A 23583-nucleotide genomic window follows, 5' to 3' on the forward strand; every position below is an offset into this window, starting at 1 on the left:
GCCCCTTCGTACCATGACCAACACATAGCTGCCAGTACGTATAGCACTAGTGGTTGAATCAACCGACTGGCACGTTCTAATTGTTCTCTGCTAGCGCCGATCTTCATGCTGGCACTCTAACAGTGAGTAGACGGAAACATTCCCTGTTTAAACACGGAGACCTTCCACCTAACCCGCAGCGGAGCATGCCCCCCGCTTGATTATCTTTACTCGCAACATACCAGCCCGATGCCACTAGCGCCACGACGTTACCCCCCGGTTCGGCGTGGGCCACCTGTGGCCGCGTTGCGGATTAGACGGAACCGAACGGGCATTGTGCTCCGAGCGCTCGCCACCCACTGAATGGAGACACAATCTTCATCGCGACGAATAAGGAGGCTAGGGGAATGGGGCAGTCACCGTTCCTTGAAAGGGTGCGACGCGCCATCCGCGTTCGGCACTACAGCATTCGCACCGAACAGGCCTACCTCGCCTGGATTCGTCGCTACATCAACTACCAGGGCAAGCGCCACCCGGCGGATATGGCTGAGGCGGAGGTGGGTGAATTCCTCACCTACCTGGCCGTAGAGCGCCACGTGGCGCCCGCAACGCAGAATCAGGCCCTGAACGCGTTGGTCTTTCTCTACGCCAAGGTGCTCGAACGGCCCCTGGAAGGGCTGCCGCAGGTGGTTCGGGCGACCCACAGGCCGAAACTGCCGGTTGTCCTCACCCACGACGAGGTACGCCGGCTGCTCGCGGCCCTTCGGGGCGCGCATTGGTTGATCGCCTGCCTGCAGTACGGCTCGGGTCTAAGGCTGCTGGAGAGTGTGCGATTACGGGTAAAGGATCTGGATTTCACCCACCGCGCGATCTACGTGCGCGATGGCAAGGGGCGCAAGGACCGTATCGTGACCCTGCCGGAGGATCTTTGCCTGCCCTTGCGCCGACACCTGCAGACTCGGCGCACCCTGTTCGAGCAGGATCTGGCTGACGGCGTCGGCAGCGTCTATCTGCCCCATGCGCTGGCGCGAAAATATCCCAGCGCCCCAGAGGAGTGGGCCTGGCAGTATGTGTTTGCCGCGAACCAGCTCAGCCATGACCCGCGCAGCGAGGTGCGGCGTCGGCACCATTTCGCCGAAAGCAGCGTGCAAAAGGCGGTGAAGAATGCCGTCCGGCGGGCCGGTATCGCCAAGCCGGCCAGTTGCCACACCCTGCGCCACTCCTTCGCCACCCACCTGCTGGAGCGCGGCGCGGACATACGCACGGTGCAGGAGCAGTTGGGCCATGCGGATCTGCGTACCACGCAGATCTACACCCACGTGCTGCAACGCGGCGGGATGGCGGTGGTCAGCCCGCTGGGTGCGGTGCTGAGCGGCGGATAGGTCGACGCCCGGGGCCGGGCGCCGCCTACCAGCGGGCTAGTGCTTGAGCTCTTCCAGCGCCGCGACTTCGTCCAACGCCTCGGGGTTGGTGAGCGCCTCGCGGTTTTTCACCGCCTCGCCGCGCAGGATCTTCGCCACCGCGATCTCCACCTTCTTGCCCGAACGGGTGTACGGGATCTGGCTGACCTCCACGATCTTCGCCGGCACGTGGCGGGGGCTCGCGCCCTGGCGAATTCGCGTGCGGATCTCCTTCTGCAACTCCTCGGTGAGGCGCTGCCCCGGGTTCATCACCACCAGCAGCACCACGCGCACATCCCCATCCCAGGGCTGGCCCACCACGATGCTGTCGGCGATCTGGTCCAGCGTTTCCACCTGGCGGTAGATCTCGGCGGTGCCGATGCGCACGCCGCCCGGGTTCAGGGTGGCGTCAGAGCGCCCATAGATCACCGAGCCGCCGTGCTCGTTGAACAGGATGTAATCCCCATGGGCCCACACGCCGGGGAAGGTCTCGAAGTAGGCCGATTTGTACTTGGCCATGTCCGGATCATTCCAGAAGGCCACCGGCATGCAGGGCGCGGGCTGGGTACAGACCAGTTCGCCGCGCGCGTTGACGACCTCGTGGCCGTCATCGTCATAGGCCTTCACGTCCATGCCCAGCCCCTTGGCCGGGATCTCGCCCCGTCGCACGGGCACCAGCGGCGAGCCGCCCACGAAGCAGGACACGATATCGGTGCCGCCGGCAATGGAGGCCAGCATCAGCTCCTGTTTCACCGCGCTGTACACCCAGTCGTAATCCTCGGGCAGCAGCGGCGAGCCGGTGGAGAAGATCACCCGCAGGGCCGAGAGGTCATGGTCCTCACCCGGCTTCAGGCCGGCATTACGACAACCGCCCAGGAACTTCGCGCTGGTGCCGAAGTGGGTGACCTTCTCTTCCTCGGCCATCTGCCACAGCGCATCGATGCCGGGGTAAGCCGGGTTGCCGTCGAAAATGACCAGCTCGGCGCCGGTGACCAGGCCCGAGGCGAGCCAGTTCCACATCATCCAGCCGCAGGTGGTGAAGTAGAAGAACACGTCCTCGCGGCGAATGTCACCGTGCAGCATCAGCTCCTTGCTGTGCTGGAGCAGCGCGCCGCCGGCACCGTGGACGATGCACTTGGGCACGCCGGTGGTGCCGGAGGAATACAGGATGTACACCGGCTGGTCGAAGGGCAGGGGGGTGAAAGTCGGCTTTTGGCCGGCGCCCGCCGCCTGGGCTTCGCTCCAGCTCACGGTGCTCTCGTCGCCGGGAATGGCTTCGCCAGGCAGGTTCTCAATGTACACCACGGTCTCGATGGACGGGATGCGCTGGCGCAGCTCGTTGACCTGTTCGATGCGCGAGAAGGTCTTGCCGCCGTAGCCGTAGCCATTCACCGCGATCAGCGCCTTGGGCTCGATCTGCCCGAAGCGGTCATGCACGCCGTTGACACCGAAATCCGGCGAGGCCGAGGACCAGATCGCGCCGATGCTCGCGCAGGCGAGCAGGGCGATGATGGCCTCGGGGGTGTTGGCCACCAGGCCCGCCACCCGGTCGCCCTGGCCAATGCCGCGCGAGCGCAGATAAGCTTCCAGCGCACCCACCTGAGCCAGCAGCTCGCCGTAGGTCAGGGTGAAGCGCTCGCGGGTCTCGGAGCGCGCCACCATGGCGGTCTTGTTCGGGTCGCCGTGCAGCGCTTCGCGCAGCAGGTTCTCGGCGAAGTTCAGGCGTGCGCCGGGAAACCACTCGGCGCCGGGCATCTCGCGCTTGCCCAGTACCCGCTCGGCGGGCTGCTGGGCGATCACGCCCGTGTAGTCCCAGATACTCTGCCAGAAGGCCTCGATGTTGCGCACCGACCAGGCGTGAAGCTGGGCGTAGTCGCGGAACTCACCGTGCCCCCGTTCCGTGAGCCAGCGCATGTAGCGGGCCATGTTGCTATGGGTGACTTCGGCCTCGCTGGGCGTGCGCAGGATGGGGAATTCAGTGCTCATTCGGCTCCTACCTTCGGTGTCTCGTCAGCATGCGGTCAAACGCTGCCCGTCCTCCGTGTACAGGCGGAGGCCAAGGTGGGTCAGGTCGACCTGTGATCGAATGGATCGCGAGCGGGAGACGGCGGGTTGGCCTTTGCGGCTCTTGTGCCCGACGCCTGCAAACATAAGTGTCGCGGTGGTGGCGCGTCAAGCTCGGTGCGGTGCTGGTGGCAGCACGGTCTGGGTGGCATACTGGCGGGGTTTTGCTGCGGGGTGGGTTGCCCCGTGACAGCGCGGCTGATCAATACAATAAAGGGCCGGCGGTAGCCGGTTCATAATCAGCTTGGTCTCCTCTGGCCGCGCACCCATCGACCTTTGAATAAAAACTCTCGGGAGGAGTGAATAGCATGTCCTTGGCAGGAAAAACGGCGGTAGTGACCGGGTCCACCAGCGGTATCGGTCTGGCGGTGGCCCGCGCACTGGCCGCGGATGGCGCAAAGCTGATGATCAACGGCCTGGTTTCGCGGCAAGAGGGCGATGCCCTGGCGAGCGAGCTGGCACAGGAGTTCGGGGTGCAGACCCGTTTCTCGCCCGCCGACATGAGTGATCCGGATCAGATCCAGGCCATGGTCGAAGAGGCCATTCGTGAGCTGGGCGGGGTGGACGTGTTGGTGAACAACGCCGGTATTCAGCACACCGCCGCCACCGAGGATTTCCCGCGGGCCAAGTGGGATGCGATCATCGGCATCAACCTCTCCTCGGCCTTCCACGCCATTCAGGCCGCGCTGCCTCATATGCAGAAGCAGGGTTGGGGCCGGATCATCAACACCGGTTCGGTGCACGCCCTGGTGGCGTCGGTGAACAAGGCGGCCTATGTGGCGGCCAAGCATGGCATCGTCGGCCTGACCAAGGTGGTGGCGCTGGAGAATGCCGATCGGGGTATCACCTGCAACGCCATCTGCCCCGGCTGGGTGCTGACCCCGCTGATCGAGCAGCAGATCAAGGATCTGGGCGCGCGGGAGAACCTGAGCATTGACGAAGCCAAGGTGGAGCTGGTTCGCCACAAGCAGCCCTCCAAGACCTTCGTGCAGCCCGAACAGATCGGCGCCCTGGCGAGCTTCCTCGCCTCCGATGCGGCGTCCGCTATGACCGGCACGGCCCTGCCCGTGGACGGCGGCTGGACCGCCCAGTAACCGCCGCTCACAGTCTGCAAAAAGGAAAGGGGCCCACCGGCCCCTTGTTCCCGCACAGGCGCGGCTCATGGCCGCGAGTGCTCCCTCCGCTCCATGTTCGCGGAAAAGAATCGCGGGCTTTCACCCGCCCCCACATCGCTAACGCGCTGTATCCCTCAGCGCCTCCCTGCTCACCACTCCAACCGCTGCCCGTTCTCGAAGAAGCCCCCGCTGGGCCCGTCGTCCGCCAGCGTCGCCGCCCATACGATCCCTTGCGCGGCCTCCGCCGGCGTGCGTGGCGCATTCGGCCCGCCCATACGGGTACGCACCCAGCCGGGGCTGACACTGTTCACCAGGATGTTCTCCCCCTGCAGCTCGGCGGCGAGCATGCGGGTGACCGCGTTCAGCCCGGTCTTGGAGATCCGGTAAGCGGGGAAGCCATCGCGCATATGCGCGAGTTGCCCCAGCTGGCTGGAGACGTTGACGATGCGTCCGTAGCCATTGCGTCGCATCAGCGGCAGCAGGCGCTGGCACAGCTCGATGGCGCCGAACAGGTTCACTTCCAGGGTCTCGCGCAGGGTGCCCGGCTCCATTTCCAGCAGGCTGGAATGCTGCGGTTTGTCCGGCGAGCCTTCGGGGAAGAGGCCGGCGTTGTTCACCAGCACGTCCAGGCGTCGGTGCTGCAGCGCCAACTCCTCGGCAAGCTTCGCCGCGGAGCCGGGGCGGTTGAGATCCAGGGGCAGATAGTTGACTCGCAGGCCCTCGCTCTGCAGCTTGTCCGCGGCGGCCTTGCCCGCCAGGCCCTCGCGGCTGGTGATGACCACCCGCAGGCCGTGGCGGGCGAGCTGCCGGGCCGTCTCCAGCCCCAGCCCCCGGTTGCCGCCGCTGATCAGGGCAATGCGCTCGCTCATTGGCTCAGCGTGATTCCTCGCGCAGGTAGTAGCGACGGATCACGGAAAGATCATCGTTGAGCTCGTAGACCAACGGGTCGCCGGTGGGGATCTCCACACTGGTGATGTCCTCGTCGGAGACGCCGCTCAGATGCTTGATCAGTGCGCGCAGGCTGTTGCCGTGGGCGGCGATGAGGATGGAGTCGGCCTGCTGGAGGGCCGGCACGATGTCCGATTCCCAGTAGGGCAGTACCCGTTCCAGGGTGATCTTCAAGGACTCGGTGGCGGGCAGCTGCTCGGGGGGCAGGTGGGCGTAGCGCGGGTCGAAGCGCGGGTGATACTCGTCGTCCGCGTCCAGCGCCGGGGGCGGAGTGTCGAAGCTGCGACGCCAGATGTGCACCTGCTCGTCGCCGTACTTCTGCGCCGTCTCGGCCTTGTTCAGCCCGGTGAGCCCACCGTAGTGGCGCTCGTTCAGGCGCCAGTCCTTGACCACCGGAATATAGAGCTGGTCCAGCGCGTCCAGGCAGGCGCAGCAGGTGCGGATGGCGCGTTTGAGCACCGAGCAGAACGCCATGTCGAAGCGGTAGCCGTGCTCGGCGAGCAGGGCGCCGGCGGCGGCGGCCTCCTCGCGCCCCTTGTCCGACAGATCCACATCCACCCAGCCGGTGAAGCGGTTTTCCAGGTTCCACTGGCTTTGCCCGTGGCGAATCAGGACCAGGCGTTTCATGCGTGTTGTTCCTATCCGTAAAGTGCGTGGCGAATCGGGGCGGGCATTGTAGCAGTTGGGGGTCGGCGTTGAACCCGACAGGCACGCATCGCGAGGCTGCATCGGCCCCGGCCGCTTCTATCCGGGAGTGGCTGGTGCCTCCGGTTTCGCGAAATACTCCCCGTGGAAAACGGCCGCGGGCGCCTCGGTATCCGGGATGCTCAGTCGCAAGGTCAGTCGCGCCGTGCGCCCATTCTCGAGCCTTGCCACCAGTGCCCGCTGTTCGGTCAGCGACAGCGCCACTCGCACCCGCAAGTCATCTTCCAGCGGTCGGCTGTAGCGAATGCGCGCCTCGCCCAGCACCAGCCTGGCGCTCAGGCCTCGCTCCTGCACCAGCCGGTACAGCATGGCCCAGCCGCCCAGGCTCGCCAGGGAGTAGATCGCCCCGGCGAAGCCCTGACCGCTGTGGTTGTGGTTGCGCGCGAGTGGCGCGCCCAGTACCAGGCACTCGGGCTCCAGGCGCTCCACCTCCAGGCCCATGGCGGCGCTCAGTGGTATCAGTCGATGCAGCGCGGCCTGCAATTGCACTTTGTCCATGGGGGTGGATTCTACTGCAAACGCGGACGGGGCGAGGCCTGCGGGTTAAGATGGCCATCGGAGGTGCCCATGGCGGAAGAAATCGAGCGCAAGTTTCTGTTGCTCAACGAGGACTGGCGCGGCGCCGTGCAGCGCAGTGTGGCCTTCGCGCAGGGCTATCTGCTCGGTGCGCGCCAGGCCTCGGTGCGGGTGCGCATCGAGGGCGAGCAGGCCAATCTCAACATCAAGGGCGTGACGCTCGGCGTGCGCCGGGCGGAGTACGAGTACCCGATCCCGCTCGCTGACGCCCGCGAGATGCTCGACACCCTGTGCGAGGGGCCGCTGATCGAGAAGACCCGGCATTATGTCGAACACCAGGGGCATACCTGGGAGATTGACGAGTTCCACGGCGACAACGCCGGCCTGCGGGTGGCCGAGATCGAGCTTGCCCATGAGGACGAGCCCTTCGCCCGCCCCGGGTGGTTGGGTGCGGAGGTCTCGGGGGAGGCGCGCTATTACAATGTGATGCTCGTGAAGCATCCGTACCGTGAGTGGCGCGATGAGTGACTTGACCCGGGGGCGCTGGATCGAGGTGGATCTGGGCGCTCAGTGCCTGATTCTGCGTGAGGGCGAGGCCGTGCTCGCGGAGCACGCCGTATCCACGGCCGTCAACGGCCCGGGCGAGCGCGAGGGCAGCGGCTGCACGCCCCGGGGCTGGCACCGGGTGCGGGCGCGGATCGGCGCGGGGCTGCCCGCGGGCACGGTGTTTCGCGCTCGGCGGCCCACCGGCGAGGTCTACGATGAGGCGCTGGGCCGCGAGCAGCCCGGGCGGGACTGGATCCTCACCCGCATCCTCTGGCTGAGCGGCCTGGAGCCGGGGCGCAACCGTTTGGGGGATGTGGACAGCATGCGCCGTTACATCTATATCCATGGCTGCCCGGATACCTTTCCCATGGGCAGGCCGCTCTCCAAGGGCTGCGTGCGCATGCGCAACGCCGAGCTCATCGCGCTGTTCGATCGGGTGCCCGCGGGCACGCCCGTTTATCTGCATGAATGAACCCGTGTCTCCATGAAGGAGTTTCCATGTCCTTGGGACAATTGATGGTCGGCATCGCCGGCACCCGGCTCACCGCGGCCGAGACCGAGCTGCTGCGCCAGCCGAAGATCGGCGGGGTGATCCTGTTCACCCGCAATTACGAATCCGTGGCGCAACTGCGCGCCCTGTGCGACGAGATCCACGCCCTGCGTCGCCCGCCGCTGCTGATCGCGGTGGACCAGGAGGGCGGCCGGGTGCAGCGCTTCCGGGGCGAGTTCACCGAGTTGCCGCCGCTGGCGGATCTGGGCGCCGCCTGGGACCGGGACCGCAAGCAGGCCCTGGGCTGGGCCGAGCAGAGCGGTTGGCTGATGGCCGCCGAGTTGCGGGCCGTAGGGGTGGACCTGAGCTTCGCGCCGGTACTGGATCTGGGCCGGGGTGTGAGCAGCGTGATCGGGGACAGGGCCTTCCACGCCGACCCCGAAGCCATCGGTGAGCTGGCCCAGGCTTATGTGCGCGGCATGCACCGGGCTGGCATGAGCGCCACCGGCAAGCACTTCCCGGGCCACGGGTCGGTGGCGCCGGACTCCCACCTGGAGCTGCCGGTGGACGAGCGCCGGGCCGAAGATCTGGTGATGGAGGACATGCGCCCCTTCGAGCAGCTCTGCCACACGGGGCTGGAGGGCATGATGATGGCCCATGTGGTCTACAGCCAATGCGACCCGAAGCCCGGCAGCTTCTCCGCGTTCTGGATCGAGGACGTGCTGCGCAACCAGATCGGCTTCCAGGGCGCGGTGTTCAGCGATGATCTGGGCATGGCCGGTGCGGCGGTGATTGGCGATATGCCGGCTCGGGCTCGGGCGGCACTCTCGGCCGGTTGCGATATGCTGCTGCTGTGCAATGAGTTGGAGCAAGTCGAGCCGGTCATGCGCGCCATGTGGGCCCCCGAGCCGGTGGCCGCCATGCGTCTCGCCCGCCTGCACGGCCGCCAGTCCCCCGACTGGGCGACCCTGAGGGCGAGCCGCGAATGGGCCGAGGCCCGCCGCGCGGTAGACGCTTGCGCGCGCTCCGCCGAGCGCCAACTGAACCTCTGACAAGACATCAAGAGAATTACCTATGTGGAAGGATTTGCAGGATTTTCTATCCCGTAGCCTGGGCCTGGAAGGGCAGGGCATGCTGGTCGTGCAGCTTGCCGTGGTGTTGTTCGTCGCGGTGCTGGTGAACTTCATGGCCGGCCTGGCGCTGCGCCGGCTGCAGGCCAAGTTCCAGCGCAAGGGCTTTCGCTGGGGCGATGCGGTGGTTCAGGCCCTGCGCTCGCCGCTGTACTGGCTGATCTGGATTCTGGGCGTGGCCTTCGCCGTGGAAGTGCTGCAGCGCACCCTGGCGGTGCCGGCGGCGATCTTCGACTACGTCGCCCCGGCGCGCCAGATCGCCGTGATCGCCATGATGGCCTGGTTCCTGCTGCGTCTGGTGCGCGGTGTGGAAGAGAACATCATCACCCGGCGCCGGGAACGGGGGGAGCCGCTGGATTACACCACGGTGGACGCCATGGGCAAGCTGGTGCGCCTGGCCATCACCATCATCGCTTTGCTGGTGGCCCTGCAGACGCTGGGCTTCAGCATCTCCGGCGTGCTGGCCTTCGGCGGCATCGGCGGCATCGCAGTGGGTTTCGCCGCCAAGGACCTGCTCTCCAACTTCTTCGGCGGCCTGACCATCTACCTGGACCGGCCCTTCTCGGTGGGCGACTGGGTGCGCTCCCCAGACCGGAACATCGAGGGCACGGTGGAGAACATCGGCTGGCGGCTGACCACCATCCGTACCTTCGACCAGCGCCCGCTTTATGTGCCCAACTCGGTGTTCAACAGCATCGCGCTGGAGAACCCCTCGCGCATGTACAACCGGCGTATCAACGAGACCATCGGCATACGCTACGACGACTGGGAGCAGATGGAATCCATCGTCACGGCGGTGCGCCAGATGCTCATCGATCATGAGGATATGGAAACCGAACAGCGCACCCTGATCGTCGCCTTCAACAGCTTCGGGGCCTCCTCCCTGGACTTCTTCATCTACACCTTCACCAAGACGGTGGACTGGGTGAAGTACCACACGGTGAAGCAGGACGTATTGCTGCGCATCATGCGCATCATCGATGAGCACGGTGCCGAGATCGCCTTCCCCACTTCCACGGTGCACGTGCCCGAGGCGCTGCGCATGCTCGGGGATGCGCAGATCGGCGAGAACGGCAGTGTGCCCCGAGAAGCCCGGGGGTAGTGATCCGCGCGCTCCCGGGGCTCGAGCGCTTGGTCGGGGTGGTTAGTGTGGTGGCGCATCCCTATAATGCCAGCCCCCTTGGCACACCGGCGGAATCCGGGAGATGGCGCATGGCGAACAAATTACTGATTGTGATGGCCAATATCGATCCTGACTGCGGACCCGGCGTGGGTGTGCCGCTGCGTCAGGCGGCGGTGGCGGCGAGCATGGAATATGACGTGGAAGTGATCTTTGCCGGTGTCACCGGTCGACTGGCGCTGCCCGGCGCGGCGGAGCGGGTCGAGATCGGGGACAAATGCGGCAAGAATGCCTATCAGATGATCCGCGAAGCCCACGAGGAAGGGGTCACCTTCAAGGTAGGCACCTCGGTGGTGGAACTCTACGGCGAGGAGTTCATCGCCGAGGTCGCCGAGATCGTGGGCGGCGCCTACGTCATCAGCGAAGCCATGGACGACGAAACGGTGACGTTCACCTACTGACAACAATTCAAGGGGAAGGGCATGACGCTGGCGCGTTCCGAACAGGCCGAGGCGGTGTTGCGCGCCGCCGAGCTGCTCCACGACGGGGCGGCGGTGGAGTTGGCCATCACCCGCATGGCCGAGCAGATCAGCGAGCGCCTGGCGCAGAGCATGCCGCTGGTACTCACCGTCATGGTGGGGGGGCTGATCCCCGCCGGCAAGCTGCTGCCTCAGTTGCGCTTCCCTCTGGAAATGGACTACATCCACGCCACCCGCTACCGCGGCGAGACCAGTGGCGGCGAACTGCTGTGGCTGGCCCGTCCCCAGGCGCCGCTGGCCGGGCGCACCGTGCTGGTGATCGACGACATTCTCGACGAGGGCCACACCCTGGCCGGCATACTCGATGACTGCCGCGCCCAGGGTGCGAAAGAGGTGCTGAGTGCGGTGCTGGTGGACAAGCGCCACGAGCGGCGTTTCCAGAACCTGCAAGCGGATTTCGTCGGCCTGGAGGTGGACGATCGCTACGTTTTCGGCGCCGGCATGGACTACAAGGGGCTGTGCCGGAACCTGCCCGGCATCTACGCCGCCCAGGAGGATTGAGCGTGACCACGGATACTTCGCTGGCAATCATCGGCGGCACCGGCCTCACCCGGCTGCCGGGGCTGGAAATCACCCACCGGGAAGTGGTGCACACGCCCTACGGCGACCCCTCCGGGCCCGTCACCCATGGGGTGTTGCACGGGCGGGAAGTGATGTTCCTGGCGCGTCACGGTTATGGGCATACCATTCCGCCCCACCGGGTGAACTACCGGGCGAACATCTGGGCGCTCAAGCACCTGAAGGTGGGCCGGGTGCTGGCCGTGGCCGCCGTGGGGGCGATCCACGAAGCGCTCACCCCGGGCAGCCTCGCCTTTCCCGACCAGATCATCGACTACACCTGGTCGCGCAAGCATACCTTCTTCGAGGATGATCTGGCCCACGTTACCCACGTGGACCTCACCCACCCCTACGACGAGGAGCTGCGTCGGCGCATGATGGCCGCGGCGGAGGCGGGCCAGATTCCGTACCAGGGTGCCGGCACCTACGGCGCCACCCAGGGTCCGCGCCTGGAAACCGCCGCCGAGATCCGCCGCCTGCGGCGCGACGGCTGCGATATGGTCGGCATGACCGGCATGCCCGAAGCGGCCCTGGCCCGGGAGGCGGGCCTGCGCTATGCCGCCTGCGCGGTCAGCGTGAACTGGGCCGCCGGTCTGCAGGGGGACGAGGTCACCATGGAAGAGATCGAAGGCAATCTCAGCGTGGGGATGGAGCGGGTGAAGACCTTGCTGGGGGCCTTGATTCCGGCGCTTTGATCCAGGCTCGAATGGGTTTGCCGCAGAGACGCGGAGGCGCGAGAAGCGACGCGGAAAAAAGACACGGGGCAGGCGGGCGACAGCCATGGCCTTATGGCTGTCGTTGGGTTTTCGCTGCGTACCGCTGCGTCTCTGCGGTGTAATGCCCCCCTACCGCCGCCGTCCGCGCCTTGGGGCCCCGCCGGCCAGCGGCAGGTCCAGCTGCGGCGTGCCCGCCGGCGCAGGCGGTCGGCTCAGCGGCCGCGGGGCGGCACGCCGAGGACGCCGGGCCGGTTTCTCGGCCACCGGCTGCTCCACGGCCGGGGCTTCCGTCGCCGGCAGGCGCACATCCCGTTCCAGATCCAGCAGCAGATGCTGCCCGGCGTGGCCGCCACGGCACTTGAGCAGCTGTACCAAGGTCTTGCCCTTGCGCTCTTCCAGTTGCAGCCGCAGCGCGGCGGGGGAGGGCTGCTCGGCGCTGCGGACATCGCGGAACAGCAGGCTCCAGCTGTTGCCGGCCTCGGCGGCCAGCTGCAGGCGGCGCAGGCTGCGCTCGTCCAGGCGCCTGGGCCAGGCGAGCACCGCGCCGCAGGTGCCGGCGCGCAGGGCCTGTTCCACCGCCCACAGGGCGTCGGACTCGGCCCGCGGATGCACCAGCAGCAGCCGGGACAAGTCCAGCCCGTAGGCGGCCAGCGCCGGGGCGTAGGGAATGTGGGGCGGGGCGATCAGCGCCACCCAGCGCCCGCGCCGGGTCAGTTCCACCAGCGCGGGCATGAGCAGGCGCAGCTCGCCGATGCCCGATTGCCCGTGCAGGATCTCGGTGACCGCCCCCAGCGGCCAGCCGCCGCCGGGCAGGCAGGCGTCCAGGGAGTCAAAGCCGCTGCTCACGTGCTCCAGGCCCGTGTTGCGGGCCGGGGCATTGGCGCGCCAGATGCCCGGTTGCTGCAGGAGTTCTTCCACGGCGCTGTTCATCGCTACCTCGCTTGCCCCGACCGGGGCGGTGTTTCTTCTTGCCTGCGGCGAGCCGCTGCCTTACATGTTCCGGATCACGCCCACGGCCAGGCCCTCGATGGTGACCGGCTCGCGGCTCAAGTCGACTTCAATCGGGGCGAAATCCGGGTTCTCCGCCAGCAGCCGCAGCCGCGAGCCCTGGCGTTCGAAGCGCTTGACGGTGACCTCGTCGTCCAGCCGGGCCACCACGATCTGGCCGTTGCGAGCCTCGTGGCTGCGGTGCACGGCGAGCAGATCGCCGTCGAGAATGCCCGCATCGCGCATGCTCATGCCCCGCACCCGCAGCAGATAATCGGCCGCCGGCTGGAACAGCTCGGGGGCCAGCGGGCAGTGGCGCTCCACGTGCTCCTGGGCGAGCAGGGGGCTGCCGGCGGCCACCCGGCCGATCACCGGCAGGCCGGGCTCTTCCGGTTCCTTCTCCAGCAGACGTATGCCCCGGGAAGCGCCGGCCCGCAGCTCGATCATGCCCTTGCGGGCAAGCGCCCGCAGATGCTCCTCGGCGGCATTGGCCGAGCGGAAGCCGAGCGTGCGGGCGATTTCCGCCCGGGTGGGCGGGTAGCCGGTATCGGCGATGAAGCCGCGGATCAGCTCCAGTATCTGCTGCTGCCGGGGGGTGAGCTGTTGCATGGCTGTCTCCCTGTTTTGGGTTCCGTCCCGCAGGCGCGGCTCACGGCCGTGCCTGCGGGGGAAATCGTCTCGACCTGTGTATTTATACAGTGGTGCTGCTGGCTGGGCAAGTGCCGCCGTTCGTGGGGTGATAAACTCCGCCTTTTCCACGGCCACGGGGCTCAGCATGGTCAGCATCAACAGCCAGGCCCATGAACTGATCAATCGCGGCGAGGTCGGCTTCGAGCAATGGGCGGCGCATCTGCCGGTGCCCCTGCAGGGCGAGGAGCGCACCTTCCTGCATATGGCCTGGCAGACCGCCGACGCCAGCTACGGCGAGCGCCTGCGCGAGAATGGCGAAATCGCCTTCCGCCATGCCCTGGCGGTGGCCACCATCGTCGCCGAGCTGCGTCTCGATGTGGAGACCATCGCCGCGGCCCTGCTGAAGGATATTTCCGAGGCTGAACTGGAAGCTCTGCGCCGGCGCTTCGGCACCGCCTTGCCGGCGCTGGTGGAAGGCACCGGGCGCATGCGCCTGATCGAACAGTTGCCCGAGCACGCCGAGGCCGGCGCCGAGGACCGGGCCGAGCCTTTGCGCAAGATGCTGTTGGCCATGGCGCGGGATGTGCGGGTGGTGTTCATCACCCTGGCCGAGCGCCTGCAAGAGCTGCGTCTGGCGAAGGGGCTCCCGGAGGACGAGCGTCGGCGCCTGGGCCAGGAGGTGCGCGATATCTACGCGCCGCTGGCCAACCGCTTGGGTATCTGGCAGCTCAAGTGGGAGCTGGAGGATCTGGCTTTCCGCTACCTGGAGCCGGCCAATTACAAGCGCATTGCCAAGCAGCTCGCCGAAAAGCGCCGCGACCGCGAGGCCTACATCGCCGAGATCCGCCAGACCCTGCAGGCCGCCCTGGCGGAGGCCGGTGTCGAGGCTGAGGTCCGAGGCCGGCCCAAGCACCTCTACAGCATCTGGAAGAAGATGCAACGCAAGCAGCTCGACTTCAACGAGCTCTACGATATCCGCGCGTTGCGGGTGATGGTGCATGACGTGCCCGCCTGCTACGCGGCGCTGGGCGTGGTGCACGGACTGTGGCGGCATATCCCAAAGGAATTCGACGACTACATCGCCACCCCCAAGGAGAACAATTACCGCTCCCTGCACACCGCGGTGATCGGCCCCGGCGGCATGGCCTTCGAGGTGCAGATTCGCACCCGGCAGATGCACCAGGAGGCGGAGCTGGGCATCGCCGCCCACTGGCGCTACAAGGAAGGCGGCAGCCGCGATGCGGATTTCGAGCGCAAGCTCGCCTGGTTGCGCCAGCTGCTGGAGAGCGGCCCGGAGGAGGGCGAGGACCTGCTGGACCGTTTCAAGGGCGAGGTCTTCGAGGACCGGGTCTACGCCATCACCCCCAAGGGGCGCATCCTGGACCTGCCCCGGGGCGCGACGGCGCTGGATTTCGCCTACTACATCCACAGTGACATCGGTCATCACTGCCGTGGGGCGAAGATCAACGGCCGCATGACACCGCTCACCCAGCCGCTGCGCAACGGCGACCAGGTGGAGATCCTCACCCATCCCGCCAGCACCCCCAGCCGCGACTGGCTCAATCCCAGCCGGGGTTACCTGGGCACCAGCCGTGCCCGGGCCAAGGCCCGGACCTGGTTCCGCCAGCAGGACCACGACAAGAACATCAGCGCCGGTCGCGCCATTCTGGATCGGGAGCTGCACCGGCTGGGGGTGCAGGATGTGAACCTGGAGCGTCTGGCGCAGAAGAATCCGCGCTTCCCCAAGGTGGATGATTTTTTGGCCGCCATCGGCCGCCAGGAGATCACCGGCGGACAGATCGCCCAGTACCTGAGCGAGCAGCTGCTGCCCGCGCCGGAGCCCGAGCTGCACACCCGCCCGCCCAGTCGCAGCGGCCCCGGGGACGATGTGAGCATCTACGGGGTGGGCAACCTGCTCACCCGTCTGGCCCGCTGCTGCCGGCCCGCGCCGGGCGATGCCATCGTCGGTTTCATCACCCGCGGCCAGGGGGTGACGGTGCACCGGGGCAACTGCCCGACCCTGCAGCGGCTGCGCGAGAGCGAGGCGGAGCGGTTGATCGATGTGAGCTGGAGCCGCCCGGGAGAGCGTCGCTACCCGGTGGAGATTCATGTGCGCGCCCACGACCGCCAAGGCCTGATTCGCGATATCTCCGCCATTCTCAGCAACGACCGGATCAATGTGCTGGGCATCAACACGCGCACCGACGCTCGTGAGCATCTGGCGCACATGGATCTGACCGTGGAGATCGAGGACGTGGCCCAGCTCAGCCGCCTGATGGACCGTATCGGCGCGCTGCGCAACGTCATGGATGTGCGCCGCCGTGGCTGAGGGCGGCGACGTCGCTCTCATGCTAATCTGCGCAGCCCCGAGCGAACGGTAATAACAAAGACTCTATGAACAGCCATCTCACCACGGCCCTGATTCTGGTGGCGGTGCTGGGCATCAGCGCCCAGTGGCTCGCCTGGCGGCTGCGCTGGCCCGCCATCGTGCTGCTTTGCGTGTTCGGCCTGCTGGCGGGCCCGGTATTCGGCTGGATGGTGCCCGCCCGGGACTTGGGGGAGCTCACCCAGCCGGTGGTGCAGATGTGTGTGGCCATCATCCTCTTCGAGGGCGGCCTGAGCCTGCGCTGGCACGAATTCCGCGTGGCCTCCAGCGGCGTGCGCCGGTTGTTGTTCCCGGCGCTGCCCTTCAATTGGCTGCTGGGCAGCCTGGCGGCCCACTATATCGGCGGCCTGAGCTGGCCCGTGGCGCTGGTGTTCGGCGCGATCATCGTGGTCACCGGCCCCACGGTCATCATCCCGCTGCTGCGCAGCGCCGGGCTGCGCCGCCGGCCCGCCTCCTACCTGAAGTGGGAGGGCATCATCAACGACCCCATCGGTGCGATGCTCGCGGTGCTGGTGTTTCAGTACTTCCATTCCGTGGGCAGCGGTCCGGGCTTTGGCGTGAGCGTGTTCGGGGGCTTGGCGCTGGGTCTGGGCGTTGGTGTGGCGCTCGGCTGGCTGGGAGCGCAGTTGATTGCGCTGGCCTTCATCCGCCACTGGGTGCCCGAATACCTGAAGCCTCTGGTGCTGCTGATGGCGGTGTTGCTGAGCTTTCTGCTCAGCAACCAGGTGCAGCACGAGGCGGGGCTGGTGGCGGTGACCGTGTTCGGCATCGTGCTGGCCAATCGGGGGCTGGCGGATATCGAGGAAGTGCGCCGCTTCAAGGAATATCTCACCGTACTGCTGGTCTCCGCGGTGTTCATCCTGCTCACCGCCAATATCACCCCCGAGACCCTGCGGCTGCTGGACTGGCGGGCGGCGGCGCTGCTCGCCGCGGTGCTCTTCCTGGTGCGCCCGGCGGCGGTGCTGCTGGCCACCGTGCGCAGCGACATGACCTGGCGAGAGCGGCTGCTGGTGGCCTGGATCGCGCCCCGGGGCATCGTCGCCGCGGCGGTGGCCGGTGTGTTCGGCCCCGAGATGGTGGCCGCCGGCTATGCTCAGGCGGAATTGCTGATGCCCTTGATCTTCGCCCTGGTGCTGCTCACCGTGATCGTGCATGGCTTCTCGCTGGACAAGCTTGCCCGGGTGCTGGACCTGGCCTCGTCCGAGCGCCGTGGCGTGCTGATCGTCGGCGCCACCCCCTGGAGCGTGGAATTCGCCAGCACCCTTCAGAAGCTGGACGTGTCGGTGATGGTCGCTGACCCCTCCTGGTCGCGCCTGCGTGGCGCTCGACTGGGGGGGCTGCGCTACTACTACGGCGAGATTCTCTCCGAGGACGCCGAGGAGCGACTGGACCTGAGCGACATCGGCTACCTGCTGGCGCTCACCGACAACGACGCCTACAACGCCCTGGTCTGTTCGCGCTTCATCAACACCTTCGGCCGCGAGAACGTCTTCCAGCTGCCCACCTCCGTCGAGGAGCAGCCCCGGGAGATGCGCCGCACCCTGAAGGGCCGGGTACTCTATGGGCGAGACGCCCGCTACGAGGAACTGCTGCGCCTGCACTACCAGGGCTGGCGCTTCCAGAAGACCCGCTTGACCGAGGACTACCCGGCCGAGAGCTACTTCACCGAGATGGATGACAATGCCATGCCGCTCGCCCTGCTGCGGGCCGGGCGCGTGCAGTTTCAGCAGGCGGAATACCCGCTCAAGCCCCAGCCGGGGGATGTGATGCTGGCCTTTGTCTCACCGAAGATACAGCGGGAACGCCGTGGCCTGGCCGGGGCCGAGGCGGAGCTGGCGCCGGGGGAGGAGCCGAAACCCCGCATGCCGGGGTGAGCCAGGGCGCATAAGCCCCAGGGCATTCTCGATGCCGCCTTCGGCCGCATCGCGGTTACGGGCGGGTGGCACCAGGAGGATTTTGCCGGTACCACCCGCCGGGCCGGGCGGGCGGGGACCCGGGGTCTTCGCGCCGCCGGCGTTTGTCGGCGTCCCTGGGCCGTTATTCCGCCTCCTGCAGGTAGAACGACAACATCTTCGCCATCTGGCCATCCACGTAAACCCGGCAATAGGGGTCGGCGGTATAGGGCAGCTGCCCGCATGCCACGCTGATGCTGTGGCCCCGGTACTCGCCGCGCAGGGGGAAGACCGCCGGTGAGCTGAAGGGCAGTGGCGGAGAGTCCTGGCCGCGCAGCGGGCCGTGCACCACCTGCTCGCCGTTGATGAAGATGCGGACATCGGAATGGGCCAGGTCCAGCGCGCCGCTGATGCGCCAGTCGTCGAAGAGGCGGGGTTGGGCGGCGCAGGCAGTCAGCGTAGTGGCGAACAGCAGTACTATCATGCGACAGTTCATGGGCACCCCATACTTGTGAACGCTTCCCTGCAGAAGCGGCAGGTGGCCGCGATTTCCCTGGCGCGCGCCGGGGGAATAATGCATCGCGGCCATGGGCCGCTCCTGCAGTCGGAAGGCGCGACACCTCTGGTTCGGTATACGGTACAGGACGGTTTTCGATGGACTTCTCCATGGCCACGCCGGCGCTGCTGTTTCCGGCCATCTCCCTGCTGCTGCTCGCCTACACCAACCGCTTTCTGGCCCTCGCCGCACTGATTCGCGATCTGCAGACCCGCTATCGCAGCCACCGCGACAGTAATCTGCGCGGTCAGATCGACAATCTGCGCCGGCGGGTGCTGTTGATCCGCAATATGCAGGCGGCGGGGGTGGCCAGCCTGCTGCTGTGCGTGCTGTGCATGTTCCTGCTGTTCGCCGGCCAGGCGCTGATCGCCAAGTATCTCTTCGGCGTCAGCCTGCTGTTGTTGATCATTTCTCTGGGGATCTCCATACGCGAGATCCAGATCTCGGTGCAGGCGCTGCATCTGCAGTTGTCCGATCTGGAAGAATGAGCCGCGCTGCCCCATCCAGCATCGTATGGGTACCGAGGCGCAGTTGCGGGAGCTCGATCGGTTGGCGAGGTTGCTCGACAGCAGTCTGCGGGTCCCCGGCACCCGTTGGCGTTTCGGGTTGGACGGCTTGATCGGGTTGATTCCGGGGGCGGGAGATCTGGCCACCGGGGGGCTGAGCGCCTGGATCGTGCTGCGCGCCTGGCGCATGGGAGCGCCGCGCACGGTGCTGTTGCGCATGGCCGCCAATGTGGGGTTGGATGTGCTGCTCGGCAGCGTGCCGCTGCTGGGGGACGCGTTTGATTTCTTCTTCAAGGCCAACCGGCGCAACCTGCGCTTGCTGCGACGACACCTGCAACGCCATGGCGGGTGAAGGTGCGAGGCGTAGAGCTCACACCGTGGTCGCGGAGCGGTCCAGCCGCGCATGGGCCTGGGCCACGGAGCCGGCCTGTCCGGCGTAACCCGCCCAGGGGTCGCCGGCCCAGGGGTCGTCGGCCCAGGGGTCGTCGGCCCAGGGGTCCGGCCCCTGGGGCCAGTGCATGACCCGGTGGCGGCTCAGGCCGCGTCCGTCCAGGTCGGGATCGGCGAGCATTTCCCAGTTGAGCGGTGCGGCCACGGGCCAGCCCGGGGCCGGGCGCAGGCTGTAGGGCAGCACCGGGCGGCTGTCCCGCTCATTGAGCCGGTAATCGATGAACAGACGCTCGCCCGCGGGGGCAGGACGGGCGCTGTAGCGCGTCGAGTCCCGCAACTCCATGGCCCGGGCAAGCCTGCGGGCCAGCGCCCGGGTGGCGGGATAGTCGGCGCGGGCGTCCAGCGGCACGCGCAACTGCAGCCCGCCCAGCCCGTCCAGCATCGGGTAGGCGCACAGGTCCAGTTCTTCCAGTAGATCCGCCAACGTGGCGGCGGCGGTCTTCAGTGCCTCGAAATCGCCCTGGCCGCCCGCCAGGGCGTACACCAGCTGATCCGGGCACTCCGGCGCGTCGGCCCGGCTGGTGGGGGCGTGAAAGGCCACCGCGCCGGCGGCGCACAGTTTCAGCAGATCGCGGCGCTCGGCCAGACAAAGCGGCGTCATCGGTACCTCGGCCGGCGAGCCACCGTTGATCGGGGCTGAGGTGATCGGCGTGACGAACCGACCTTGGGCGTGCAGCAGCAGGCGGGGCGCGATACGACGGTAATAGCGTTGCAGGCTGGCCCCATGGGGGCTGCCAGCGCCCGGGTTTGCATCATCAAGCGCGGTGCCGCTGGAGGCGGTCTCGTTGGGGGGGCGATGTGGGGTCGGGGGCCCAGGCCTGGCCATAGCGGTCTTCTCCCGGGGCGGCGGTGCGTACCCGGAAGCTGGGGGCGGCCTGGCCGCCCCGCAAGCATCAGTGTTTCACTAGAAGCTGTATTCGTCCTCCAGCAGTTGACGCAGGCGGCGTTCCTCCTGCATGGCCTCTATGGCGCGGCGGCTGTCCGGCCGGGCGCCGGCATTGTGGCGAGGGGGCGGCAGGATGTCCTCGCCTACGCCCTCGTCCTCGCCATCCCAGGTGTCGGCGTCGTAGTCATCACCCATGTGTATAAACTCCCGAGATATTCGAGAGCTGTATACACCGAAAACCGGCCGCCGCAAACAGAAAAATACCTCGGCCGTGAAAGGGCGCAAAGCTCGGCGGCCCGGGGCTGGAATTCAGTCCTGTTCGCCGGGCTCGTTCAGCCGCACCGAGCCCACCACACAGTGCAGGCTGCCGTCGCTGAGCCGGGCCACCACCGCGTCCCCGGAACGTGCCTGGGCGGCGCGGCGCAGCACGCCACCTTCGGCATCGTGGACAATGGCGTAACCGCGCTGCAGGGTCGCCAGCGGGCTGATGGCATTCAGCTCCCCGGCCAGCCCCCGCAGGCGCAGCCGGCGCTGATGCAGTTCCTGCTGCATCTGTCGCTGCTGGCGCCGGGCCAGGGCCTGAAGCCGCTCCCGCGCGTGGCCAATACGTTCGGCCGGCGAGCAGCCGCCGAGTCGCTCATTCAGGCCCGCCAGGCGCTGATGCAGGCCGCTTAGCTGCAGTTGCAGCGCCCGCCGCAGGCGCTGCTCCAGCTCATCCAGGCGCTGGCCATGGTCCTGCAGCCGGCGACCCGGGTGGAGCTGGCGCAGGCGGTGCGTCAGCCACTGCAGGCGCTCGTGCTGGCGTTGGCGCTGGCGCCGCTGCAGATTGCGCAGCTGCTGCTCCAGCTGGACGAAGCGCCGCAACCAGGCCGCGCCGTCCGGGCTGATCAGCTCCGCGGCCGCCGAGGGCGTGGCGGCGCGCTGGTCCGCCACCAGATCGGCGATGCTGTAGTCCACCTCGTGGCCCACGGCGCTCACCGTGGGCAGCTCGCAGGCGTACAGCGCCCGGGCCACGTCTTCCTCGTTGAAGGCCCAGAGGTCTTCCAGCGAGCCGCCGCCGCGAGTGAGCAGCAGCAGGTCCACCTCTCGGCGGGCATCGGCCAGGGCGATGGCCTCGGCGATCTGCCGAGCGGCACCTTCCCCCTGCACCGGCACCGGGTAGATCAGCACTTCCAGCCGCGGGTAGCGGCGTTTGAGCACACTGAGCACATCGCGGATGGCCGCCCCGCTGGGCGAAGTGATCACCCCCAGGCGTTGGGGCATGGCAGGTAGGGGGCGCTTGTGGGCGGGGTCGAACAGGCCTTCCGCCTGTAGCCGGGCCTGCAGCTGTTCGAAGGCCCGGCGCAGGGCACCATCACCGGCGGATTCCATGTGCTCCACGATGAGCTGGTAATCACCCCGGGCCGGGTAGAGGCTGACCTTGGCTCGCAGTAAAACCCGCTCGCCGTTGCGCGGCGCGAAGCGCAGCAGCTGGTTGCGTCCGCGGAACATGGCGCAGCGCACCTGCGCGCCGCTGTCCTTGAGAGTGAAATAGATATGCCCTGAAGCGGGTCGGGCCAGGTTGGAGATCTCACCCTCCACCCACAGCAGCGGCAGGCCGGTTTCCAGCAGCGCGCGGGCCTCTTCGTTGAGGCGGGTAACGGTGTAGATGTCCGGGCGTTGGTCGGGGTTCGGGCTTTGCATGGGCGCATCATAGCAGCGGCGGCGGCCCCCCTGCAGGAGCGGCGCATGGTCGCGAAAACCCTGAGCCCAGGTGTCCGCGCCACCCATCGTGGCCATCAGTGCCCCGCCCGCCGCGCGGAGTCGCTTTGCGGCAAGCTGTCGCGGGTATTATAATGGCCGGCTATCCAAAAACCGGGCGCTCGCTCTCCGAGCGTCCGTGACGCCCGCAACCGAAGCCACAGGTGTAGCCAACATATGCTGCGAATCGCCCAGGAAGCCCTGACCTTCGATGATGTGCTCCTCATGCCGGCCTACTCCCGGGTGCTGCCCCGGGAAGTTGACCTGTCCACGCAGCTGACCCGCGGCATCCGTCTCAAGGTGCCGTTGGTCTCCTCGGCCATGGACACCGTCACCGAAGGCCGTCTGGCCATTGCGCTGGCCGAGCAGGGCGGCATCGGCATCGTCCACAAGAACCTCACCATCGAACAGCAGGCGGCGGAAGTCCGCAAGGTGAAGAAGTTCGAGTCCGGCGTGATCAAGGAGCCGATCATCGTGGGGCCGTCCACCACCATCGCCGAGGTGCTGGATCTGACCCGGGCCAATAACATCTCCGGCGTACCGGTGGTGGATGGCGAAGAACTGGTGGGTATCGTCACCAGCCGTGATTTGCGCTTCGAGACTCGGCTGGACGAGCCAGTGTCGGTCGCCATGACGCCGAAGGACCGGCTGGTTACGGTGGGCGAGGGCGCCGATCGCGAAGAGGTGCTGGAGAAGCTGCACCACAACCGCATCGAGAAGGTGCTGGTGGTCAACGATCGCTTTGAGCTGCGCGGCATGATCACCGTGAAGGACATTCAAAAGGCGAAGGATTATCCGCTGGCCAGCCGGGACGAGCACGAGCGCCTGCGGGTCGGCGCCGCGGTGGGCGCCGGTGCCGGCACCGAAGAGCGGGTCGCCGCCCTGGTCGCCGCCGGGGTCGACGTGGTGGTGGTGGACACCGCCCACGGACATCATCAGGGTGTCATCGACCGGGTGCGCTGGGTGAAACAGACCTACCCGGATCTGCAGGTGATTGGCGGCAACATCGCCACCGGTGAGGCCGCCCGCATGCTGATGGAAGCGGGTGCCGACGGGGTGAAGGTGGGCATCGGGCCGGGTTCCATCTGCACCACCCGCATCATCGCCGGGGTGGGGGTGCCCCAGATCAGCGCCATCGCCGATGTGGCCGAGGCCCTCAAGGGCACCGACGTGCCCCTGGTCGCCGATGGTGGCGTGCGCTACTCCGGTGATGTCTCCAAGGCCATCGCCGCGGGTGCCCATACGGTGATGGTGGGCAGCATGCTGGCCGGTACCGAAGAGGCGCCCGGCGAGGTGGAGCTCTACCAGGGCCGCTCCTACAAGTCCTACCGGGGCATGGGCTCGCTGGGTGCGATGTCCCAGAGCCAGGGGTCTTCGGACCGCTACTTCCAGGACGGCACCGAGCAGGTGGAAAAGTTGGTACCCGAGGGCATCGAGGGCCGCGTGCCTTACAAGGGCAGTCTGGTGGCCATCGTCCACCAGTTGGTGGGCGGCTTGCGCGCCAGCATGGGCTATGTGGGTTGCAAGGATATCAACGAGATGCGCAGCAAACCTCAGTTCGTTCGTATCACCGGCGCCGGCGTGCGGGAAAGCCACGTTCACGATGTGAGCATCACCAAGGAAGCGCCGAACTACCGGGTGGATTGAGGCTGGAGGGGGTTCCCCGCCGTAGTGGTGGGGAATCCTCGATTCCGCTTCGCTGCATCGCGGCTGCTCCCAAGGGC

The 23583-nt window shown here is 67.3% G+C and carries 24 protein-coding genes; 14 read left to right on the forward strand and 10 right to left on the reverse strand.

The genetic code is table 11. The features are described from left to right. Positions 1-386 precede the first annotated feature (386 nt). On the forward strand, positions 387-1361 hold the full coding sequence (locus GBG68_RS02985; RefSeq protein ID WP_152144990.1) for an integron integrase: 975 nt from the start codon (positions 387-389) through the stop codon (positions 1359-1361). A gap of 36 nt (positions 1362-1397) precedes the next feature. Here GBG68_RS02985 and GBG68_RS02990 read toward each other — a convergent pair whose 3' ends face one another. Then, positions 1398-3365 (reverse strand): acetoacetate--CoA ligase, encoded by a 1968-nt coding sequence (locus GBG68_RS02990; protein WP_152144992.1) that lies wholly within the window; start codon positions 3363-3365, stop codon positions 1398-1400. 386 nt (positions 3366-3751) lie between these two features. On the opposite strand from GBG68_RS02990, the gene GBG68_RS02995 reads away from it, so the two are divergent. Next, on the forward strand, positions 3752-4537 hold the full coding sequence (locus tag GBG68_RS02995; protein WP_152144995.1) for a 3-hydroxybutyrate dehydrogenase: 786 nt from the start codon (positions 3752-3754) through the stop codon (positions 4535-4537). 170 nt (positions 4538-4707) lie between these two features. Here GBG68_RS02995 and GBG68_RS03000 read toward each other — a convergent pair whose 3' ends face one another. The 3 genes from GBG68_RS03000 to GBG68_RS03010 form a co-directional block, all read right to left on the reverse strand. Further along, a complete protein-coding gene (locus GBG68_RS03000; protein WP_152144997.1) occupies positions 4708-5427 on the reverse strand; it encodes an SDR family oxidoreductase in 720 nt (239 codons plus the stop codon). Between the two features lie 4 nt (positions 5428-5431). Next, positions 5432-6124: a 2,3-diphosphoglycerate-dependent phosphoglycerate mutase gene (gene gpmA, locus GBG68_RS03005; RefSeq protein ID WP_413463307.1), complete on the reverse strand. Its 693-nt coding sequence runs from the start codon at positions 6122-6124 to the stop codon at positions 5432-5434. Between the two features lie 126 nt (positions 6125-6250). Continuing rightward, the gene (locus tag GBG68_RS03010; RefSeq protein WP_152145001.1) at positions 6251-6709 is read right to left on the reverse strand and encodes a YiiD C-terminal domain-containing protein; all 459 of its coding nucleotides are present in this window, start codon (positions 6707-6709) and stop codon (positions 6251-6253) included. Between the two features lie 69 nt (positions 6710-6778). Between GBG68_RS03010 and GBG68_RS03015 the strand changes: the two genes are divergently transcribed. The 7 genes from GBG68_RS03015 to GBG68_RS03045 all read left to right on the forward strand — a co-directional run bounded on the left by GBG68_RS03015 (position 6779) and on the right by GBG68_RS03045 (position 11805). Continuing rightward, entirely contained in the window at positions 6779-7255 is a 477-nt protein-coding gene (locus GBG68_RS03015) for a CYTH domain-containing protein (RefSeq protein WP_152145003.1), read from the forward strand. Beyond that, complete coding sequence (locus GBG68_RS03020) at positions 7248-7745, forward strand: L,D-transpeptidase (protein ID WP_152145005.1); 498 nt, start codon at positions 7248-7250, stop codon at positions 7743-7745. Before GBG68_RS03015 ends, GBG68_RS03020 begins: the two co-directional genes overlap by 8 nt. Before the next feature lie 26 nt (positions 7746-7771). Then, positions 7772-8815 carry a beta-N-acetylhexosaminidase gene (gene nagZ, locus GBG68_RS03025; RefSeq protein WP_152145007.1) on the forward strand — a complete coding sequence of 348 codons (1044 nt, stop codon included), beginning with the start codon at positions 7772-7774 and terminating at the stop codon, positions 8813-8815. A gap of 22 nt (positions 8816-8837) precedes the next feature. After that, the gene (locus GBG68_RS03030; protein ID WP_152145009.1) at positions 8838-9995 is read left to right on the forward strand and encodes a mechanosensitive ion channel family protein; all 1158 of its coding nucleotides are present in this window, start codon (positions 8838-8840) and stop codon (positions 9993-9995) included. A gap of 110 nt (positions 9996-10105) precedes the next feature. Beyond that, positions 10106-10474 (forward strand): peroxiredoxin, encoded by a 369-nt coding sequence (locus GBG68_RS03035; RefSeq protein ID WP_152145012.1) that lies wholly within the window; start codon positions 10106-10108, stop codon positions 10472-10474. A 21-nt stretch (positions 10475-10495) separates the two neighbouring features. Continuing rightward, positions 10496-11053 carry a hypoxanthine-guanine phosphoribosyltransferase gene (locus tag GBG68_RS03040; RefSeq protein WP_152145014.1) on the forward strand — a complete coding sequence of 186 codons (558 nt, stop codon included), beginning with the start codon at positions 10496-10498 and terminating at the stop codon, positions 11051-11053. A gap of 2 nt (positions 11054-11055) precedes the next feature. Continuing rightward, complete coding sequence (locus tag GBG68_RS03045) at positions 11056-11805, forward strand: S-methyl-5'-thioinosine phosphorylase (RefSeq protein ID WP_152145016.1); 750 nt, start codon at positions 11056-11058, stop codon at positions 11803-11805. 150 nt (positions 11806-11955) lie between these two features. On the opposite strand, the gene imuA is transcribed toward GBG68_RS03045, so the two are convergent. Together imuA and lexA are read right to left on the reverse strand one after the other, a co-directional pair. Continuing rightward, positions 11956-12756 carry a translesion DNA synthesis-associated protein ImuA gene (gene imuA / locus GBG68_RS03050; protein WP_152145018.1) on the reverse strand — a complete coding sequence of 267 codons (801 nt, stop codon included), beginning with the start codon at positions 12754-12756 and terminating at the stop codon, positions 11956-11958. Between the two features lie 60 nt (positions 12757-12816). Then, on the reverse strand, positions 12817-13422 hold the full coding sequence (lexA, locus tag GBG68_RS03055; protein ID WP_152145020.1) for a transcriptional repressor LexA: 606 nt from the start codon (positions 13420-13422) through the stop codon (positions 12817-12819). A 166-nt stretch (positions 13423-13588) separates the two neighbouring features. Between lexA and relA the strand changes: the two genes are divergently transcribed. Together relA and GBG68_RS03065 are read left to right on the forward strand one after the other, a co-directional pair. Further along, positions 13589-15772 (forward strand): GTP diphosphokinase, encoded by a 2184-nt coding sequence (relA, locus tag GBG68_RS03060; RefSeq protein ID WP_152145023.1) that lies wholly within the window; start codon positions 13589-13591, stop codon positions 15770-15772. Positions 15773-15837: 65 nt separating this feature from the next. Further along, positions 15838-17703, forward strand: a complete 1866-nt coding sequence (locus GBG68_RS03065) for a cation:proton antiporter (RefSeq protein ID WP_152145025.1) — start codon at positions 15838-15840, stop codon at positions 17701-17703. 163 nt (positions 17704-17866) lie between these two features. Here GBG68_RS03065 and GBG68_RS03070 read toward each other — a convergent pair whose 3' ends face one another. After that, a complete protein-coding gene (locus GBG68_RS03070; protein ID WP_152145027.1) occupies positions 17867-18205 on the reverse strand; it encodes a hypothetical protein in 339 nt (112 codons plus the stop codon). A gap of 170 nt (positions 18206-18375) precedes the next feature. On the opposite strand from GBG68_RS03070, the gene GBG68_RS03075 reads away from it, so the two are divergent. After that, entirely contained in the window at positions 18376-18765 is a 390-nt protein-coding gene (locus GBG68_RS03075; RefSeq protein ID WP_152145029.1) for a DUF2721 domain-containing protein, read from the forward strand. Positions 18766-18790: 25 nt separating this feature from the next. Continuing rightward, positions 18791-19135 carry a DUF4112 domain-containing protein gene (locus tag GBG68_RS03080; protein ID WP_152145031.1) on the forward strand — a complete coding sequence of 115 codons (345 nt, stop codon included), beginning with the start codon at positions 18791-18793 and terminating at the stop codon, positions 19133-19135. Between the two features lie 18 nt (positions 19136-19153). Here the strand turns inward: GBG68_RS03080 and GBG68_RS03085 are convergent, their stop codons facing one another. From GBG68_RS03085 to xseA, 3 genes are all read right to left on the reverse strand, one after another. Continuing rightward, complete coding sequence (locus GBG68_RS03085; protein ID WP_152145033.1) at positions 19154-20059, reverse strand: hypothetical protein; 906 nt, start codon at positions 20057-20059, stop codon at positions 19154-19156. Between the two features lie 78 nt (positions 20060-20137). Beyond that, a complete protein-coding gene (locus tag GBG68_RS14065; RefSeq protein WP_193222197.1) occupies positions 20138-20314 on the reverse strand; it encodes a PA3496 family putative envelope integrity protein in 177 nt (58 codons plus the stop codon). A gap of 114 nt (positions 20315-20428) precedes the next feature. Next, positions 20429-21802 (reverse strand): exodeoxyribonuclease VII large subunit, encoded by a 1374-nt coding sequence (gene xseA, locus GBG68_RS03090; RefSeq protein ID WP_152145489.1) that lies wholly within the window; start codon positions 21800-21802, stop codon positions 20429-20431. 237 nt (positions 21803-22039) lie between these two features. Here xseA and guaB point away from each other — a divergent pair, with 237 nt between their 5' ends. Then, positions 22040-23506, forward strand: a complete 1467-nt coding sequence (gene guaB, locus GBG68_RS03095; protein ID WP_152145491.1) for an IMP dehydrogenase — start codon at positions 22040-22042, stop codon at positions 23504-23506. Positions 23507-23583: the final 77 nt, after the last annotated feature.

Origin of the sequence: Alkalilimnicola sp. S0819, assembly GCF_009295635.1 — a bacterium.
In the GTDB taxonomy this organism is placed as follows: Bacteria; Pseudomonadota; Gammaproteobacteria; order Nitrococcales; family WHIW01; genus S0819.